Below are 14,779 nucleotides of genomic sequence, written 5' to 3'. Positions count from 1 at the left end.
GCAGGCGGGAAACGTCTGCGCATGCCGAATGTGCGGGGGACATCGCGGGTCTGTGCGGGCGCCGTCGCGGCGCTGCTCGTGCTGACGGGCTGCGACGGAGGAGGGGGCTCCTCCTCGAGCCCGCCGGCAGGACCGAGCCCGGAAGAGGTCGCCGACCGCGAGGCGGCGGCGGCGTACGCCACGGAGCTCGACGCCTGGTCGACCGAGCTGGACCGCGTGCTCGCGAAGCCCCAGGCGCTGGCGGCCCGTGTCGACGACGCCCCCGAGCTCGCTCCGGCGACAGCGGACGAGCCGCCGCCGGAGTACGACGTGGCAGCCGAGATCGCCACCCGCGTCGACGGCATCGCCTCCGAGCTGGGCGAGTACGCCGACGACGGCAGGGCCGGGCTGCTCTACTACGACGTGTACGACGCGTACCTCGACCACTACAAGGCGATCTCCGACCTCCGTGCTGATGCGACGGACGCCGCCATCGGCCGGCTCGGCAACCCGAACGCCGCAGCTCTCGCCACCCGCTGGCAGATCGACCGCCTTGACCGGGACCTGCGACTGCTGCGCGCCTACGACGCTCACCTGGCCGCGTTGGCGAAGCGCAACGGGACCGACCCGCTCTGGGTCTCGAGCATCGAGTACCAGCGCAGCGAGGTCGCGTGGCTGGCCGACTTCCAGCGGAAGTACCAGCGCTACGTCCGGGAGGTGGGCGAGTACGCCGCCGCCGACGCCTTCTTCGACCGGTACGGCAACGAGCAGCTCTACTTCGCGCAGGCGTCGCTCACCGCGAAGGAGGCGGCGCCGGCGATGCGGCGGCGGCTCGCAGCGGACGTCGGGGTGCTCGCCGACCTCGCCGGCGAGGAGCCCACCGAGCTGCCGGGGGACGCTCCCACGGTCGGGGACGCCTACCGCTGGCGGCTGAGCCAGACGGTGCGCCCGACCGGCGGCACCGACCGGAAGAGCCACGACAGGCTGACCGATCAGCTCTGGCTGCTGTATCGGCTGAAGGAGCTCGAGGACACGCCGGCGGGGGTGTACCAACGGGCCCGCGACATGCTCCTGCTGCAGGTCACCGCGGACCCGCGCAGCCGCTTCGAGGACCTGATCGCGACCGTGCTCGCGCTCCGAGGCACCTTCGCGGGCGCCACCGACCCGAGGACCCGCGACGTCCTCGACTGGGTGGAGCAGACGCTCGATCCCGCCACCGTGCCGATGCTGGAGCCGTTCCAGACCGAGCTGCGCGCGCTGGTCATGCGGTTCCGGCCGGCCCAGGGCGACGTCTTCGCCGACGAGCTGTGGGACTACACGCTCGAGAAGTACGAGAAGGTCGTGACGAAGGCCGCCCGGGCGGTCGACGACCACCGGTCCCTCACCGCGCAGATCCGGTCGGCGATCGACGCCACCCGCGCCGATTCCTGAGACCGGCGAAAACGGCACCAATCCGGTTCCGGGGCCGCTCCGAACCACGTTCGTCCATGACAGACGACTCTCGCGCCTGCGCGAGACGACCTCGGAGGGAACCCAGTCTCATGAACATCTCGCTGCGCGGCCTCACCGCCGCCATCGCCACGTCCGCCGTCGCCGTGACGGGTGCGCTCGCTGCCGCCCCCGCCACCCAGGCAGCCGACCGTGACCGCCCGACCAGCCTGGCCCAGGTGCTCGCCGCCGACGGTCACCGCTTCGACAAGAAGTGGGGCGACCTCGACATCCTCGACGCCGCCGTGATGGCGGTGCTGGACGCGAAGCCGGACAGCCCGGTCGGCATCCTGGCGAAGCGTCGGGCGAAGCTGACCGCGTTCCTGCCGACCGACCGCGCCTTCCGCCAGCTCGCGGAGGACCTGACCGGTTCGGCGCCGAGGACGGAGAAGGCGACGTTCAACGCGCTCGCCGAGGCCGCCGGCATCGACGTGATCGAGACCGTGCTGCTCTACCACGTCGTCCCGGGCGCGACGATCAACAGCGCCAAGGTCGCCAAGTCCGACGGCGCCGAGCTGACCACCGCCCAGGGCGGCACGGTCACGGTCAACGTCACCAAGAAGTTCATCGCGCTCGTCGACGCCGACCCCGACCTGCGCAACCCGCGGGTGATCAAGGTCGACGTCAACAAGGGCAACCCGCAGATCGGTCACGTCATCGACCGGGTCCTGCTCCCGCTCGACGTCTGACGGCGAGGGGCCCCGTCGGCCGCCTACGCGGCCGGCGGGTCCTCCCCCACCAACCCGTCGACCGACTCGCGGATCAGGTCCGCGTGGCCGACGTGGCGGGCGTACTCCTCGATCATGTCCAGCACGAGCCGGCGTACGTTCGGGTGGTTGCCCTCGTCGTCGCTGACGTCGGCCGCGCCGTCCAGTCCGCCGGCGGCGATCGCCTCGGCGACCAGCTCGCGGCCTCGCGCCGCCGACTCCGTGAAGAGCCGCTCGAGCGACTCCGGGGTGTCGTCGTCCTCGACGCGGAAGTGCGAGTCCTCGTCGTCCCAGCTCCACGTGTCGAACGGCGGGAACGGCCGGCGGCCGTGCAGCTTCCACGCGAACATGGTCGCCTCGACCGCGGCCAGGTGCTTGAGCAGGCCGCCGAGAGTGAGGGTCGAGGGGCCGAGCGTCGCGCGGATGCCGTCGGCGTCCAGGCCGCCGCACTTCCACAGCAGGTAGCCGCGCAGGCGGTCGAGCTCGCCGAGCAGGGCCTCGGCCTCGGTGCCGGCGAGCGGGGGTTCGTGTCCGATGGTGACGTCCATGTCGGGCACACTAGGAGCATTCCCGGACGATCTACTTCCCCGACTGCGCGTGCGCTCCAGGCGCTCGAGCTGATCTCCGCGCGCCCGGGGATCACCGCCGACGACCTCGGCGCGGCGCTCGGGGTGACCGGCCGGGCGGCCCGGCGCTACGTCGCGATCCTGCGCGAGGCCGAGCTGCCCATCGAGTCGGTGAGCGGTCCGTACGGCGGCTACCGCGTCGGCCGCGGGCTGCGGCTGCCCCCGCTGATGTTCACCGCGGCCGAGGCCGCCGGCCTGGTGATGGCGACCCTCGAGGGACACCGCGGTGCGGCCGACCCCGCCGACGTCGTGGGTGGCGCGCTGGCCAAGATCCTTCGGGCGCTGCCGGAGCGGGTCGCGCCGCCGGTGCCCGCGGCGTCCGGCGAGACGACGCGTCACGAGCACCTCGACCGGCTGCTCGCCGGCTGCGCGGACGCCCGGGTGCTCCGGCTGTCGTACCGCGTGGGCGAGCGGCTGTCGGAGATGGACGTCGAACCGTGGGCGGTCGTGCTGCGGCACAGCCGGTGGTACCTGCTGTGCTGGTCGCGCAGCCGGGACGCCCAGCGGGTGCTGCGCGCCGACCGGGTCGCCGACGTCGCCGTCCTGCCCGAGACGTTCGATCCTCCCTCCGACCTCGACGCGCTGCGGGTGGTCGAGGAGCACTTCTCGCAGGGCTGGCGCTACCCCGTCGAGGTGCATGTCGACGCGCCGCCGCAGTGGGTACGGCGCTGGGTCGCTGCGAGCCTCGCCCGCCTGGAGGCGCTGCCCGACGACCGGACCCGGATGGTCGCCTCGACCGAGGACCCGGACTGGTACGCGCGCCAACTCGCCTCGATCCCGGTGACGTTCCGGGTCGTCGACTCGCCCGAGCTGGCCGCAGCGGTCCGGGCGCTAGGCCGGCGGCTGGCCGAGCTGTAGGTCCAGCTCGGCGACGAGCTCGGCGCGGAGCTCGTCGTGCTGCGGGCCCAGCGCGTGCTCGTCGTGCACCCGCTTGGTCCAGTGGTGCAGGGCCGCGGGCCAGCCGACCACGTCCGCGGGCTCCCACTCGTAGCGCGGGGTCACGTGCGCGTGCAGGAAATGGTCGGTGTTGCCCTGGATCTCCAGGTTGATCCGGCGGAACTCCGGGTCGCGGCGTGCGCACACCGTCGAGACCGCGCGGGCCAGGATCGCGGCGTCCTCCAGGAACACCAGCTGCCGGTCGGGCGTGAGGTCGGTGAGCTGGTCGGCGTACGGGTCGTCGGTGAGCAGCACGCAGTACCCGGGCAGGTGCTGGACGTCGCCGATCACCGCGAAGCTCGCGCGGAGCCGGCGCAGGACGGTCGGGTTCGTGCCGGCCAAGGCGGAGCCGACGCGGTCGGTGCGGAAGTCCACGGTCACCCGGGCGAGGCTAACGTCGGGCGCATGCTCGAGACACAGCGGGAACGGGTGCCCGGCAACGACGGCGGCGAGCTGGACACCGCCCTGGCGTTCTTGAACTTCCAGCGGGCGTGCGTGTTCAAGAAGATCGACGGGCTCGAGGAGGAGCAGCTGCGCCGCCGGCTCGTCGTGTCGGACACGACGCTGCTGGGTCTGGTGAAGCACTTCGCGGACGGCGAGCGCTGGTGGTTCGCCCACCACCTCGGCGGAGACCCGGCGTACGCCGACATCGACTGGTCGATGGTCGTGCCGGAGTCGGTGTCGGCCGCAGAGGTGATCGCCGACTACCGCGCGGCGATCGCGGAAGCGGACCGCTACATCGCGGCGGCCGACGGCCCGGAGACGATGACCGCGCTGCCGGTCGGCGACGACGGACCGAGGACGCTGCGGTGGGTGCTGGCGCACAAGATCGCCGAGATCGCGCGGCACCTGGGCCACATGGACATCCTGCGCGAGCAGATCGACGAGACGACGGGCCGCTGACAGCTCGGGAACTGTTCGGCCAATCCCTGCCCTTCTGGGGTGAAGTTTCGGCCGAGAACGTCAGGTTTCCCCGGCCCACCGGGGAAACCTGCGGCTCAGATGCCCTGCCAGCCGGGCTTCCCGGCGTACACCTCGCGGTAGTAGCCGGCGCGCTCCAGCCCGGAGGCCGCCGCGTCGTCGACGAGCACCGTGGCGTGCGGGTGGAGCTGCAGCACCGAGGCCGGGCAGCTCGCCGACAGCGGACCCTCGACCGCCGCGGCGACCGCGTCGGCCTTGCCCGCGCCGGAGGCGAGCAGCAGCAGGTGCCGGGCGCGCAGGATCGTGCCGAGCCCCTGGGTCAGCACGTGCCGCGGGACCTCGTCGGGCGAGCCGAAGAACCGCGCGTTGTCCTCGCGGGTGCGGGCCGTCAGGGTCTTGATCCGGGTGGTCGACGCCAGCGACGAGCCGGGTTCGTTGAACGCCAGGTGGCCGTCCGACCCGATGCCGAGCACCTGCAGGTCGACGCCCCCGGCGGCCACGATCGCCTCCTCGTAGCGCTCCCCCGCGCGCTGCGGGTCCGACGGGTCCGGACTCGACACCCGCTCCCGCGCGATCCCCAGACCGTCGGTGAGCTCGCGAAAGATCGTCTCGCGGTAGCTCTCGGGGTGGCCTGTGGGCAGCCCGATGTACTCGTCGAGCGTGAAGCAGCGAACGCCGTCGTACGACGGTCCCGCGCCGTTCCGGTGACGCCGGATGAGCTCCTGGTACGTCGGCAGCGGGCTCGACCCGGTCGCGAGCCCGAGGACCGCCGCCGGCTGGGCGCGCACCAGCGCCTCGATCGCGTCCGCCGCCAGCACGGCGGCGTCGGGGGTGATCACAACCTCCATCAGAGGTCCACCTCGACGGTCTCCTCGCGCGGGGGCAGGCCCAGGAGGGTGAGCGGCGTCGTCGTCGCGGTCACGACCGCGTCCTCGACCGAGCAGCCGGTCGTCGCGATCAGCACGCGCAGGCAGTCGAGCAGCGACGCGGCCGAGCCGGCGAGCGTGCCGTCGGCGAGGCGGACCGTGCCGTCGGCCACGATCACGTCCTGGTCGCCCAGCCGGGTCGGCCCGTCGGGGACGCCCAGCGCGGCCGTGGTGTCGGAGACGGACAGGAAGCGGGCCGGACCGAGCGAGCGCCAGGCGGTCCGCACGAAGTGCGGGTCGAGGTGGTGGCCGTCGACGATCAGCCCCGCGACCAGGTCGTCACCGCCCATCGCGACGCCGACGGGGCCGGGGTCGCGCGGCGAGACGGGCGCCATCGCGTTGCCGAGGTGGGTGATGCAGCGGGCTCCGGCCTCGACGGCGGCGAGCACCTCGGGGGTGTCGGCAGCGGTGTGCCCGACCGAGACGACGACGCCCTCGGCGGTGAGTCGCTCGATCACCTCGAGGGCCCCGGGCAGCTCGGGCGCGATGGTCGCCATGATCACGCCGGCATCGCGGGTCCAGCCGTCGACGAGGTCGAGCGACGGCGGGCGTAGCCAGTGCTCGGGGTGCGCGCCCTTGCGCGAGGGCGCGATCATCGGCCCCTCGAAGTGCAGGCCGAGCGGCTCGGCGCCCTCCCAGCCGGCCGGCGGTCCGGCTGCGAGGGTCGCCAGCGCCGCTGCGCGCGCCTGCGGGTCGGAGGTGATGACGGTGGGAACGAACGCGACGACGCCGTACGCCGGCAGGGCGGCCGCGACCTCCCAGAGCCGGGTCGGCTCCGCGGTGAGGTCGATGCCGGCCGCGCCGTTGACCTGCGCGTCGACGAGTCCCGGGATGATCATCGGCTCCCCTTCATCGACCGAGCATGGCCGCACCGACGGCGGCGACCGGGTAGTCGGACGGGACCACGCTCAGCCGCCCGGCCAGGTCGAGCGACGCGAGGAAGGGCGAGGACGCGGCCTGCTGGAGCAGAGCGTCGGCGACCGCGACCCGCAGCGGCTCACCGAGGTGGGCGACGCCGCCGCCGAGCACGATCGTGCGCGGGTCGACGGCGAGCGCGAGCACGCGGACCGCGCTGGCCACGCCGGCCGCGAACCGGTCCCGCACGGCGACCGCCTTGGTGTCACCGGCCCGGGCCGCGGCGAACAGCGCCTGCGCCGGGGGTACGTCGCCCGAGGGCCAGGCGGCGGCGAGCGCGGAGCCGGACGCGATGGTCTCGAGGCAGCCGCGCTGGCCGCACTCGCACTGCACGCCGTTCGGGTCGACCGGGATGTGGCCGACCTCGCCGGCCGCGCCGTGGTCGCCGCGCCGCAGCCGGCCCTCGAGGACCAGGCCGGCCGCCAGGCCGGTGCCGATGCTGAGGTAGACGAGGTCGTCCTCGCCGCTCATCGCGACCGCGCCGCGGGTGGCCGCGTTGACGTCGTTCTCCACCACGACCGGCACGCCGAGCCGGTCGGCGAGGAGGTCGCCGAGGTGCAGCCAGTCGCCGTTCACGCCGAGGTTCACCGCGTGCTTGACCGCGCCCCGCTCGGTGTCGACGAGACCCGGGATGCCGACGCCGACGGCGCCGGTCAGCTCGGCGCCCGTCTCCGCGCGCAGCGCCTCGAACACGCGCGCCGCGGTGCGCAGCACACCCTCGGCGCCGGGCTCGGTCGGCTCGCGGACCTCCGCCCGGATCGCGCCCGCGTCGTCGACGACCAGCCCGAGGGTCTTGGTCGCGCCGATGTCCAGCCCGACGTTCACCGGTCCCATCCCGCCTTCCTCAGCAGCTCTTCCACGGCGGCCGCAGCCGGGCGGGAGTACCCACGCGTGCAGATCCGCGGCACGGCACCGTCGTACGGTCCCGGCCAGCCCCACTCGACCACGACCGCGGCGTCGCCGACCACGATCTCCGGCCGGCGGTGCGCGTCCCGCACCTGCAGGATGACAGGCCGGTCACTGCTCGCGCTCTCCCCCGGCGCGATGGTCCGGTCCGGGGTCAGGCCCCACGGCACCTCGCCGATCGCGATGTTGGCGGCGGTGGCGACGCTCACGACCTCGGCACCGCGCAGGTCGGGGAGGTCGCCCTCGACGTACACGGCCGCGCGGGCTCCACGCAGCTGGGCGGTGTCGAAGCGACGCATCCGCGCGATCCGGTCGACGGCGTCGACGAGGCGTGACTCGGCCAGCCGGCCGGCACGCACGGCGGCGACGATGCCGGCCTGGATCTCGCGGACCAGCTCGGCGTCCTTGTCGGCGCCGATGCACAGCAGGTCCGCACCGGCGGCGAGCGACAGCACCGCCGCCTCGGGGATGCCGCGGCCCGCGCAGGCGCCCTCCATGTCGAGGGCGTCGCTGACGATGACGCCGTCGTAGCCCAGCCGGTCGCGCAGCAGCCCGAGCACGGTCGGGCTCAGGGTCGCGGGCAGCTCGGGGTCGAGGGCGGGTACGACGATGTGGGACGTCATGATCGACGCGACCCCGGCCTCGACGGCCGCCGCGAACGGCGCGAGCTCGCGGACCGTCAGGGTCTCGAGGTCGGCGTCGACGGTCGGCAGCTCGAGGTGGCTGTCCTGGGCGGTGTCGCCGTGGCCCGGGAAGTGCTTGGCGCAGGCGGCGACACCGGCCTCCTGGAGGCCGGTGGTCCAGGCGGCGACGTGCCGCGCGACGTGGTCGGCGTCCGGCCCGAAGCTGCGGGTGCCGATCACCGGGTTGTCGGGGTTGCTGTTGACGTCGGCGACCGGGCCGAGGTCGAGATCGATGCCGACCGCGGCCAGCTCGGACCCGATCGCGCGCCCGGTCTCCCGGGTCAGCGCGAGGTCGTCGACCGCGCCGAGCGCGGCCGGACCGAGGACCGGGCTGCCGGTCAGGGCGTGCAGGCGGGTGACGTCGCCACCCTCCTCGTCGACCGCGATGACGGCGTCCGGCGCGATGGCCCGGATGGACGTGGTGAGGTCGGCGATCGCGGCCGGGCCGTCAGCGGTGTTGCTGCCGAAGAGGCAGACGCCGCCGAGACCCTCGGCGAACAGCTCGGCCCAGTCGGCCGGCAGCGTCGTCCCGGGGAAGGCGGGCAGCAGCACCCGCAGGGCGAGGGACTCGAGACTCGTCATCCCTTCACCGCCCCGGACGTGAGCCCGCCGACCATCCGGCCCTGCACGACCAGGAAGAAGATGATCACCGGCACCGCGATCAGGGTGGAGCCGGCCATGATGCCGCCCCAGTCCGTGCCACGGTTGACGTCGGCGAACGTGGTCAGCCACAACGGCAGGGTCTCCTTGTCCTCCTTGGTCATCACGACCAGGGCGAGCGTGAACTCGTTCCACGCCTGGATGAACCCGAACACCCCGGTCGCCACGAGGCCCGGCGCCAGCAGCGGGAACGTCACCCGGAAGAACGCCTGGACGCGCGAGCAGCCGTCCATCATCGCGGCCTCCTCGAGCTCGTACGGCACGCCGCTGACGAAGCCGCGCAGGGTCCAGACCGTGAAGGGCAGCACGAGGGCGACGTACAGCAGGGTCAGGCCGATCACGGTGTTGAGCAGGTCCATCGCCTCGAGCATCTTGTACTGGGAGATGAACAGGCCCTCGACCGGGATCATCTGGATCACCAGCAGGGTCACGATGAACGACATCCGGCCGCGGAACCGGAACCGCGACAGCGCCACCGCCGCGACGAACGCGAACGCGAGCGCGACCAGCACGGTGCAGATCGTGACGATCAGGCTCATCTTCATCGCGTTGAGGAACTGGTCGCCCTCGAACACGGTCCGGTAGTTGTCGAGGTCGCCCCCGAGCGGCACCCAGGTGGGCACGGGGTTGCGGATCTTGTTCCGCGGCAGGAAGGAGCTGTTGACCATCCAGTACACCGGGAAGATCGCGAGCACGAACGCGACGACCCCGAGGGCGTTCGCGGTGATCCGCAGCGAGCGGCGAGGTGCGCGGGCCATCAGTCCTGCTCCTTCTCCTGCTTGAGCATGACGCGGAGGTACGGCGAGGTCAGCGCGACCGTCAGCACCAGCATGAAGATCGCGACCGCGGCGGCCATGCCGAACTCACCGGTGCCGATGCCGAGCCGGTAGATGTAGGTGCCGAGCAGGTTCGTGTCGTGGGTGGACCCGCCCGCCTTCTGGAGGATGTAGATCTGGCTGAAGACGCGGAGGTCCCAGATCACCTGCAGGATGCCGACGACCATCAGCACCGGCTTGATGGTCGGGAAGATGATGTGGCGCAGCCGCGCGGTCGGCCCGGCGCCGTCGATCTCCGCGGCCTCGATGAGGTCGTCCGAGACCTGCGTGAGGGCGGCGTACACGGTGAACGCCACGAACGGGACGCTCATCCAGACGATGATCACGGTCGCGACGAAGAAGAAGGAGAGCGGCCGGAGCAGCCAGGAGTGGCCCTCGAAGTCCAGGCCGGCCTGCGTGAGCAGGTAGTTGATGACGCCGTAGTTGGTGTCGAAGAGCCACTGCCACACGGTCAGCGAGGCGACGATCGGCATCGCCCAGGCGAGCAGCAGGCCGGTCTGCACGAGGATGCGGACGCCCTTGGACATCTGCCGCATCAGCAGCGCGAGCCCGACGCCGATCACCATCGTCAGCACGGCGTTGACCAGGCAGAAGACGATGGAGCGCAGCGTGACGACCCAGAGGTAGTCGTCGGTGATCAGGGCCTTGTAGTTGTCGAGGCCGACCCACTCCGGCGGCCTGCCGAACTGCTGGGCGAGGCCGAACTCCTGGAAGGACAGCACCACCTGGCGCACGAGCGGGTAGCCGAGCGCGAGGACGAGGGCGGCGACCGCCGGCACGAGGAGCGCGTACGGCAGGGGTGAACGCCGCGGGCGCGGTGCGGTGTCGGTCATCGGGTCCTCCTTCCGGGACTCATGATGGTGGGTCGGGCATGGCACGGCCGGGGCGGCGGATCACACCGCCCCGGCCGTGTCGTCTGCTGCAGCTGTGGGTCAGCCGTTGAGCTGGCCGTTCATCTGCTCGTCGGCGTCGGCGGCGAGCTCCGCCGGGTCGCCACCCTGGGCCAGGGCGCTGAACAGGTCCTCGAGGACACGGGAGCCCTCGACGGTCGCCCAGCCCGGCGCGGCCGGGGTGAGCTTGGCGTTCGACGCGGCGGCGATCGTGGCCTGGGCGAACTCGTCGTCACCGAGCAGCGGCGCGAGCGAGTTCAGGGCCGGGGTGAGGCCGTTCTCCGCGAGGATCGTCTGGTACTCCTCGCTCAGCATCAGCGCGACGGCCTTCTGGGCGAGCTCCTGGTTGGCCGACTTCGCGGCGATCGCGATGTCCGAGCCGCCGAGCAGCACCGGCGCGGGCGCGCCGTCCGAGCCCGGCAGCGCGAAGACGCCGATCTCCTTGGCGAAGGTGTCCGGGCAGCCGGTCTCCGGGTCCTCGATCAGGCCCTTGACCCAGCCGGGGGTCGACATCATGCCGACCTCGCCGGCGCAGAACGGGGTCCACGGGTCGGCCTCGTTGCCGTCCTTGGGCGCACCCGACGCCTCGAGGAACAGCTGCTGGGCACGCTCCAGGCCCGCCACGGACTCCGCCGAGGAGAGCGAACCGGTCCACTCACCGTCGGACTCGACGGCCAGGTCGCCGCCGGCGTCCCAGATGAAGGCCGCGCCGTTGCGCCAGTCCTGGCCGGGGAACCAGAAGCCGGAGAAGTTGGCCGGCTTGGGGTTGTCCTGCTTGAGGGCGACCGCCGCGTCGACGAACTCGTCCATCGTGGTCGGCACCTCGAGGCCCGCCTTCTCGAGGAGGTCCTTGCGGTAGAAGATGTACTTCGAGCCCGCGTAGTAGGGCACCGCGTAGGTCTCGCCGTCGATGGTCGCGCCGTCCACGAAGCCCTGGAGCAGGTCGTCGCCGCCGAGCTCGTCGAGCTGGTCGGTCATCGGGGAGAACGCGCCCGCCGAGGTGAACGTCGGGGCCTGGGTGTTGCCGATCTCGACGACGTCAGGGGTCTCCGAGTCGCTGGACAGGGCCGTGGTGAGGCGCTCGACGAGGCCGTCCCACTCCTGCTCCTCGATCGTCAGGGTGGAGCCGGGGTTCTGGTCCTCGAAGGTCTTCTTCAGCCAGTCCCGGGCTTCCTGAGGCGTGTCCGCGCCATTGAGCCAGACGCGGATGTCCGCGGCCTTGGGGGCGCTGTCGCCCGAGTTGTCACCGTCGCTGTCGCTGTCACTGCCGCAGGCGGCGAGTGTGGTGAGGGCCAGGGTGGCCAGGGCCGCGCCGGCGAGTGTCTTCTTGATACGCACCGCAGTGTTCCTCTCTTGCGTACCCGGGTGGGTACAGGCTGACGACGCGCCCCGGCGGCTCGTCGTACGACGTGGCCGGGCCGTCATGAGACGCCCAGCTGTCCGGCGAGAACGAGCACCGAGGCGCCCACGAGGACCACGTCCTCGCCGAGGTTGGAGGTGCGGACCACCAGGCCCGCGGAGCTGACCGGCATGGTCCGCTCACGGATGGTTCGGTCGACGGCCTCCCGGAGCGGGCCGTCGAGGAGCTCGGCGGGGCCGCTGAGCACCAGCTCGTGGATGTTGAGCGTGCCGACCACCGGCGCCAGCGTGACGCCGAGCTGCTCGCCCGCGGTGGTCAGGACCTCGGTCCTGTCGCCGGCGGCGATCCGCCGGCGCAGGTGGGGTACGGCGAGCACGGTCTCGAGGCAGCCGGTGCGCGAGCAGGCGCAGCGCTCGCCGTCGGGGTCGACGACGACGTGCCCGATCTCGCCCGCAGCGCCGAGGTGGCCGTGCAGCAGCGCGCCCTCGAGCACCAGGCCGGCACCGACACCGATCCCGACCCGGAGCACCATCAGGCCGCCGTCGCCGGTCTCGCCGAAGGTGTGCTCGCCGAGGACGGCGGTGTTGGCGTCGTTCGCGACGACGACCGGGATCTCGAAGGCCTCGGCGAGGCTGGTCGAGAGCGGCATGTCGGTCCAGCCGAGGTTCGGCGCGTCGATGACGGTGCCCCCGGCGTCCACGACGCCCGGGCTGCCGACGCCGATGCCGAGCACCGGCTTGTCGGTCATCGCGATCAGCTCGGCGGCGAGCCGGTGCACGAGCGCGACCGCGTCGTCGCCCTTGGCGCCGGCGATCTCGACCTGGTGGCGGTGCTGGACCTGGCCGAGCAGGTTGAGGACCGCGCCGGTCATCGTGTCCTCGGCGGACAGGTCGATGCCGACGATGTGCGCCGAGTCGGCGGCCAGGCCGACCAGCGTCGGGGGCTTGCCCACGCGCGTCTCGGCCGGCGCGCCGAGCTCCTCGACGAGGCCGTCGGAGACCAGCTCACCGACCAGGTCGGAGACCGTGACCCGGGTCAGGCCGGTGGTCCGGGCCAGGTCGGCGCGGCTGGCCGGACCCTCGCGGAACAGCTGCTGCAGCAGCAGCGACCGGTGGTGGCGGCGGGTGTCCTCCTGGAGGCGCTTGCCGCGGGGCCGGAGCGGTCGGCCCACCGGAGAGGTCGTGGTCACGTTTGTTAGTTCAGCGCACTTACTTATTCGTCGTCAAGCGTTTCCGCGAGATTTGTCGTCCGGTTGGTTTCCCCGGTGCACCGGGGAAACCTGCACTTCTCGGGGGTTGCAACGCCCGAGAAGTGCCAGGAAAGCCTGAGAAGTCCGGCTCCGGGAGCCCCCCAGCCGCAGCACGCGCCACGGCCGCCACAGGGAGACCGCGTGGCCGGTCTCCCCGTGGACCCTGCCTACGCGGTCTGGTCGTGCACCGTCCGCCCGGCGACCATCGTGTACGCCGAGGCCATCGAGCGCAGGGCGGTCCCGAGCGCGGCCGTGTCGGACTGGTCGAGGTCGCGCAGCAGCGGGTCGCGGTCGAGGAGGACCAGGTCGCCCCGGGAGCCCGGGCGCACCATCGGCTGGCCGTCGACGGACGCGGCGAGCGCCTCGGCGACGGTGATCGCCTGCTCGCCGTGCCACGGGTCGCGGTCATCGGCGCTGCGGTGCACCGCGGCCGCCATCGCCAGCCAGGGGTCGAGCGGCGAGACCGGTGCGTCCGAGCCGAGCGCCAGCTCGACGCCGTCGTCGAGCATCCAGCGGAACGCGAACGAGCGCGCGGACCGCTCGCCCCAGATCCGGTCGGTGAGGTCCCGGTCGTCGAGCAGGTGCCCGGGCTGGACACTGGCGCGGATCCCGAGCTCCGCCATCCGGCGGACGTCCTCGCGCCGGCACATCTGGGCGTGCTCGACCGAGCCGCCGGCGCCGGTGGCGGCGTACGCGTCCAGCGCCTGCGCGACCGCCGCGTCGCCGATCGCGTGGGTCGCGACCTCCAGGCCGGCCGCGTGCGCCCGGGCGAGCAGCTCGCGCAGCTCGGCGCCCGACAGGTTCGGCTGGCCGGCGGGGTACTCCAGCCGGTGCGCGTCGCCGTACGGCTCGCAGCACCACGCCGTGCGGGTGTTCAGGGAGCCGTCGCTGATGATCTTCAGCGGGCCCATCGTGGCCCGGTCGTCGCAGCCGGGGAGGGTGTCCCCGGTGCGCAGCCCCGCCGCGATCACGTCGTCGAGGGTGTCGGCGTACGTCGCCCAGGTGATCCGGAGCCGGTCGCAGCCCTCGTTCCACCGCTCCAGCCAGCCGTCCATGCTGGCGCCGAACTCGAAGTCGACCATCCCGACGATGCCCTGGCCGGCGGCGACGTCGAGCATCCGGCGGTAGGCCTCCGGCGAGGTGCCGTCGTTGCCGACCAGCGTGGCCATCCGCGGGTAGACCGCGAACCACTCGGTCTCGCGGACCACCGAGTCGCGGACCGGCAGCGCCAGGTGCATGAGCGCCGTGGTGTTGAGCCAGGCGTGGTGCCCGTCGCCGCTGATCAGCACCACCGGGGTCTCACCCGAGACCGCGTCCAGCTCCGACACCGTGACCTCGCGCTCCCAGCCGCCGGAGCGGTGGCCCCAGCCGATGACCGGGAGACCCGGGTACGTCGCGATCCACTCGGCGACCGCCCGGATGGCGTCCTCGGGCGACCGGGCGCCGGCGAGGTCGAGCCGCTGCGAGGTCAGGGTCCACTGGGCCAGGTGGGTGTGCTGGTCCCACAGGCCCGGGATCAGCCAGCGCCCGGCGGCGTCGACCTCGTCGGCGTTGGCCGGCCTTGCCAGGCTCTCGCCGACCGCGGTGACGGCACCGTGCTCGACGGTGACGTCGACGGGGGCGTCGGGCGCGACGTCTCCGGCGCGGACGGGGACCAGCCGGGCGTTGCGGATCAGGGTGCTCCTCACCCGGCGCAC

At 72.8% G+C, this 14,779-nt stretch carries 15 protein-coding genes; 4 read left to right on the top strand and 11 right to left on the bottom strand.

What is annotated here, in order from left to right:
* The first annotated feature begins 21 nt into the window (after positions 1 to 21).
* Both ABD875_RS13065 and ABD875_RS13060 read left to right on the top strand, forming a co-directional pair.
* On the top strand, positions 22 to 1,410 hold the full coding sequence (locus tag ABD875_RS13065; RefSeq protein ID WP_345177422.1) for a hypothetical protein: 1,389 nt from the start codon (positions 22 to 24) through the stop codon (positions 1,408 to 1,410).
* A gap of 110 nt (positions 1,411 to 1,520) precedes the next feature.
* Complete coding sequence (locus ABD875_RS13060; protein ID WP_345177419.1) at positions 1,521 to 2,156, top strand: fasciclin domain-containing protein; 636 nt, start codon at positions 1,521 to 1,523, stop codon at positions 2,154 to 2,156.
* A 23-nt stretch (positions 2,157 to 2,179) separates the two neighbouring features.
* Here the strand turns inward: ABD875_RS13060 and ABD875_RS13055 are convergent, their stop codons facing one another.
* Positions 2,180 to 2,722 carry a DinB family protein gene (locus ABD875_RS13055; protein ID WP_345177416.1) on the bottom strand — a complete coding sequence of 181 codons (543 nt, stop codon included), beginning with the start codon at positions 2,720 to 2,722 and terminating at the stop codon, positions 2,180 to 2,182.
* Between ABD875_RS13055 and ABD875_RS13050 the strand changes: the two genes are divergently transcribed.
* Positions 2,702 to 3,658: a helix-turn-helix transcriptional regulator gene (locus ABD875_RS13050; RefSeq protein ID WP_345177414.1), complete on the top strand. Its 957-nt coding sequence runs from the start codon at positions 2,702 to 2,704 to the stop codon at positions 3,656 to 3,658. The genes ABD875_RS13055 and ABD875_RS13050 overlap by 21 nt on opposite strands.
* On the opposite strand, the gene ABD875_RS13045 is transcribed toward ABD875_RS13050, so the two are convergent.
* Entirely contained in the window at positions 3,632 to 4,117 is a 486-nt protein-coding gene (locus tag ABD875_RS13045) for an HIT family protein (protein ID WP_345177412.1), read from the bottom strand. The two genes, ABD875_RS13050 and ABD875_RS13045, sit on opposite strands and share 27 nt — an antisense overlap.
* Positions 4,118 to 4,141: 24 nt before the next feature.
* Between ABD875_RS13045 and ABD875_RS13040 the strand changes: the two genes are divergently transcribed.
* Complete coding sequence (locus ABD875_RS13040) at positions 4,142 to 4,639, top strand: DinB family protein (RefSeq protein WP_345177410.1); 498 nt, start codon at positions 4,142 to 4,144, stop codon at positions 4,637 to 4,639.
* A gap of 95 nt (positions 4,640 to 4,734) precedes the next feature.
* On the opposite strand, the gene ABD875_RS13035 is transcribed toward ABD875_RS13040, so the two are convergent.
* The 9 genes from ABD875_RS13035 to ABD875_RS12995 all read right to left on the bottom strand — a co-directional run bounded on the left by ABD875_RS13035 (position 4,735) and on the right by ABD875_RS12995 (position 14,770).
* Positions 4,735 to 5,505 carry a glucosamine-6-phosphate deaminase gene (locus tag ABD875_RS13035; protein WP_345177407.1) on the bottom strand — a complete coding sequence of 257 codons (771 nt, stop codon included), beginning with the start codon at positions 5,503 to 5,505 and terminating at the stop codon, positions 4,735 to 4,737.
* Positions 5,505 to 6,422, bottom strand: a complete 918-nt coding sequence (locus tag ABD875_RS13030) for an N-acetylglucosamine-6-phosphate deacetylase (protein ID WP_345177405.1) — start codon at positions 6,420 to 6,422, stop codon at positions 5,505 to 5,507. Before ABD875_RS13030 ends, ABD875_RS13035 begins: the two co-directional genes overlap by 1 nt.
* Positions 6,423 to 6,432: 10 nt before the next feature.
* Entirely contained in the window at positions 6,433 to 7,332 is a 900-nt protein-coding gene (locus ABD875_RS13025) for an ROK family protein (protein ID WP_345177403.1), read from the bottom strand.
* Positions 7,320 to 8,669 (bottom strand): glycoside hydrolase family 3 N-terminal domain-containing protein, encoded by a 1,350-nt coding sequence (locus ABD875_RS13020; RefSeq protein WP_345177401.1) that lies wholly within the window; start codon positions 8,667 to 8,669, stop codon positions 7,320 to 7,322. The genes ABD875_RS13025 and ABD875_RS13020 overlap by 13 nt, the downstream gene beginning before the upstream one ends.
* Positions 8,666 to 9,505, bottom strand: a complete 840-nt coding sequence (locus tag ABD875_RS13015) for a carbohydrate ABC transporter permease (protein WP_345177399.1) — start codon at positions 9,503 to 9,505, stop codon at positions 8,666 to 8,668. Before ABD875_RS13015 ends, ABD875_RS13020 begins: the two co-directional genes overlap by 4 nt.
* Positions 9,505 to 10,416: a carbohydrate ABC transporter permease gene (locus ABD875_RS13010; RefSeq protein ID WP_345177396.1), complete on the bottom strand. Its 912-nt coding sequence runs from the start codon at positions 10,414 to 10,416 to the stop codon at positions 9,505 to 9,507. Before ABD875_RS13010 ends, ABD875_RS13015 begins: the two co-directional genes overlap by 1 nt.
* A gap of 99 nt (positions 10,417 to 10,515) precedes the next feature.
* The gene (locus ABD875_RS13005) at positions 10,516 to 11,811 is read right to left on the bottom strand and encodes an extracellular solute-binding protein (protein WP_345177394.1); all 1,296 of its coding nucleotides are present in this window, start codon (positions 11,809 to 11,811) and stop codon (positions 10,516 to 10,518) included.
* An 83-nt stretch (positions 11,812 to 11,894) separates the two neighbouring features.
* Entirely contained in the window at positions 11,895 to 13,022 is a 1,128-nt protein-coding gene (locus ABD875_RS13000; RefSeq protein ID WP_345177392.1) for an ROK family transcriptional regulator, read from the bottom strand.
* A gap of 227 nt (positions 13,023 to 13,249) precedes the next feature.
* Positions 13,250 to 14,770: an amidohydrolase gene (locus ABD875_RS12995; RefSeq protein ID WP_345177389.1), complete on the bottom strand. Its 1,521-nt coding sequence runs from the start codon at positions 14,768 to 14,770 to the stop codon at positions 13,250 to 13,252.
* Positions 14,771 to 14,779 lie beyond the last annotated feature (9 nt).

Source organism: Nocardioides caricicola (assembly GCF_039541135.1).
Lineage (GTDB): Bacteria > Actinomycetota > Actinomycetes > Propionibacteriales > Nocardioidaceae > Nocardioides > Nocardioides caricicola.
The sequence above is the reverse complement of the archived record's forward strand: the minus strand, read 5'-3'. Positions and strand labels throughout refer to the sequence as shown.

Excerpts from the sequence above, each read along its gene's own strand:
- ABD875_RS13065 (WP_345177422.1), top strand. The coding sequence starts at position 22 with ATGCCGAATGTGCGGGGGACATCGCGGGTCTGTGCGGGCGCCGTCGCG.
- ABD875_RS13060 (WP_345177419.1), top strand. The coding sequence starts at position 1,521 with ATGAACATCTCGCTGCGCGGCCTCACCGCCGCCATCGCCACGTCCGCC.
- ABD875_RS13055 (WP_345177416.1), bottom strand. The coding sequence starts at position 2,722 with ATGGACGTCACCATCGGACACGAACCCCCGCTCGCCGGCACCGAGGCC.
- ABD875_RS13040 (WP_345177410.1), top strand. The coding sequence starts at position 4,142 with ATGCTCGAGACACAGCGGGAACGGGTGCCCGGCAACGACGGCGGCGAG.
- ABD875_RS13035 (WP_345177407.1), bottom strand. The coding sequence starts at position 5,505 with ATGGAGGTTGTGATCACCCCCGACGCCGCCGTGCTGGCGGCGGACGCG.
- ABD875_RS13030 (WP_345177405.1), bottom strand. The coding sequence starts at position 6,422 with ATGATCATCCCGGGACTCGTCGACGCGCAGGTCAACGGCGCGGCCGGC.
- ABD875_RS13025 (WP_345177403.1), bottom strand. The coding sequence starts at position 7,332 with ATGGGACCGGTGAACGTCGGGCTGGACATCGGCGCGACCAAGACCCTC.
- ABD875_RS13020 (WP_345177401.1), bottom strand. The coding sequence starts at position 8,669 with ATGACGAGTCTCGAGTCCCTCGCCCTGCGGGTGCTGCTGCCCGCCTTC.
- ABD875_RS13015 (WP_345177399.1), bottom strand. The coding sequence starts at position 9,505 with ATGGCCCGCGCACCTCGCCGCTCGCTGCGGATCACCGCGAACGCCCTC.
- ABD875_RS13010 (WP_345177396.1), bottom strand. The coding sequence starts at position 10,416 with ATGACCGACACCGCACCGCGCCCGCGGCGTTCACCCCTGCCGTACGCG.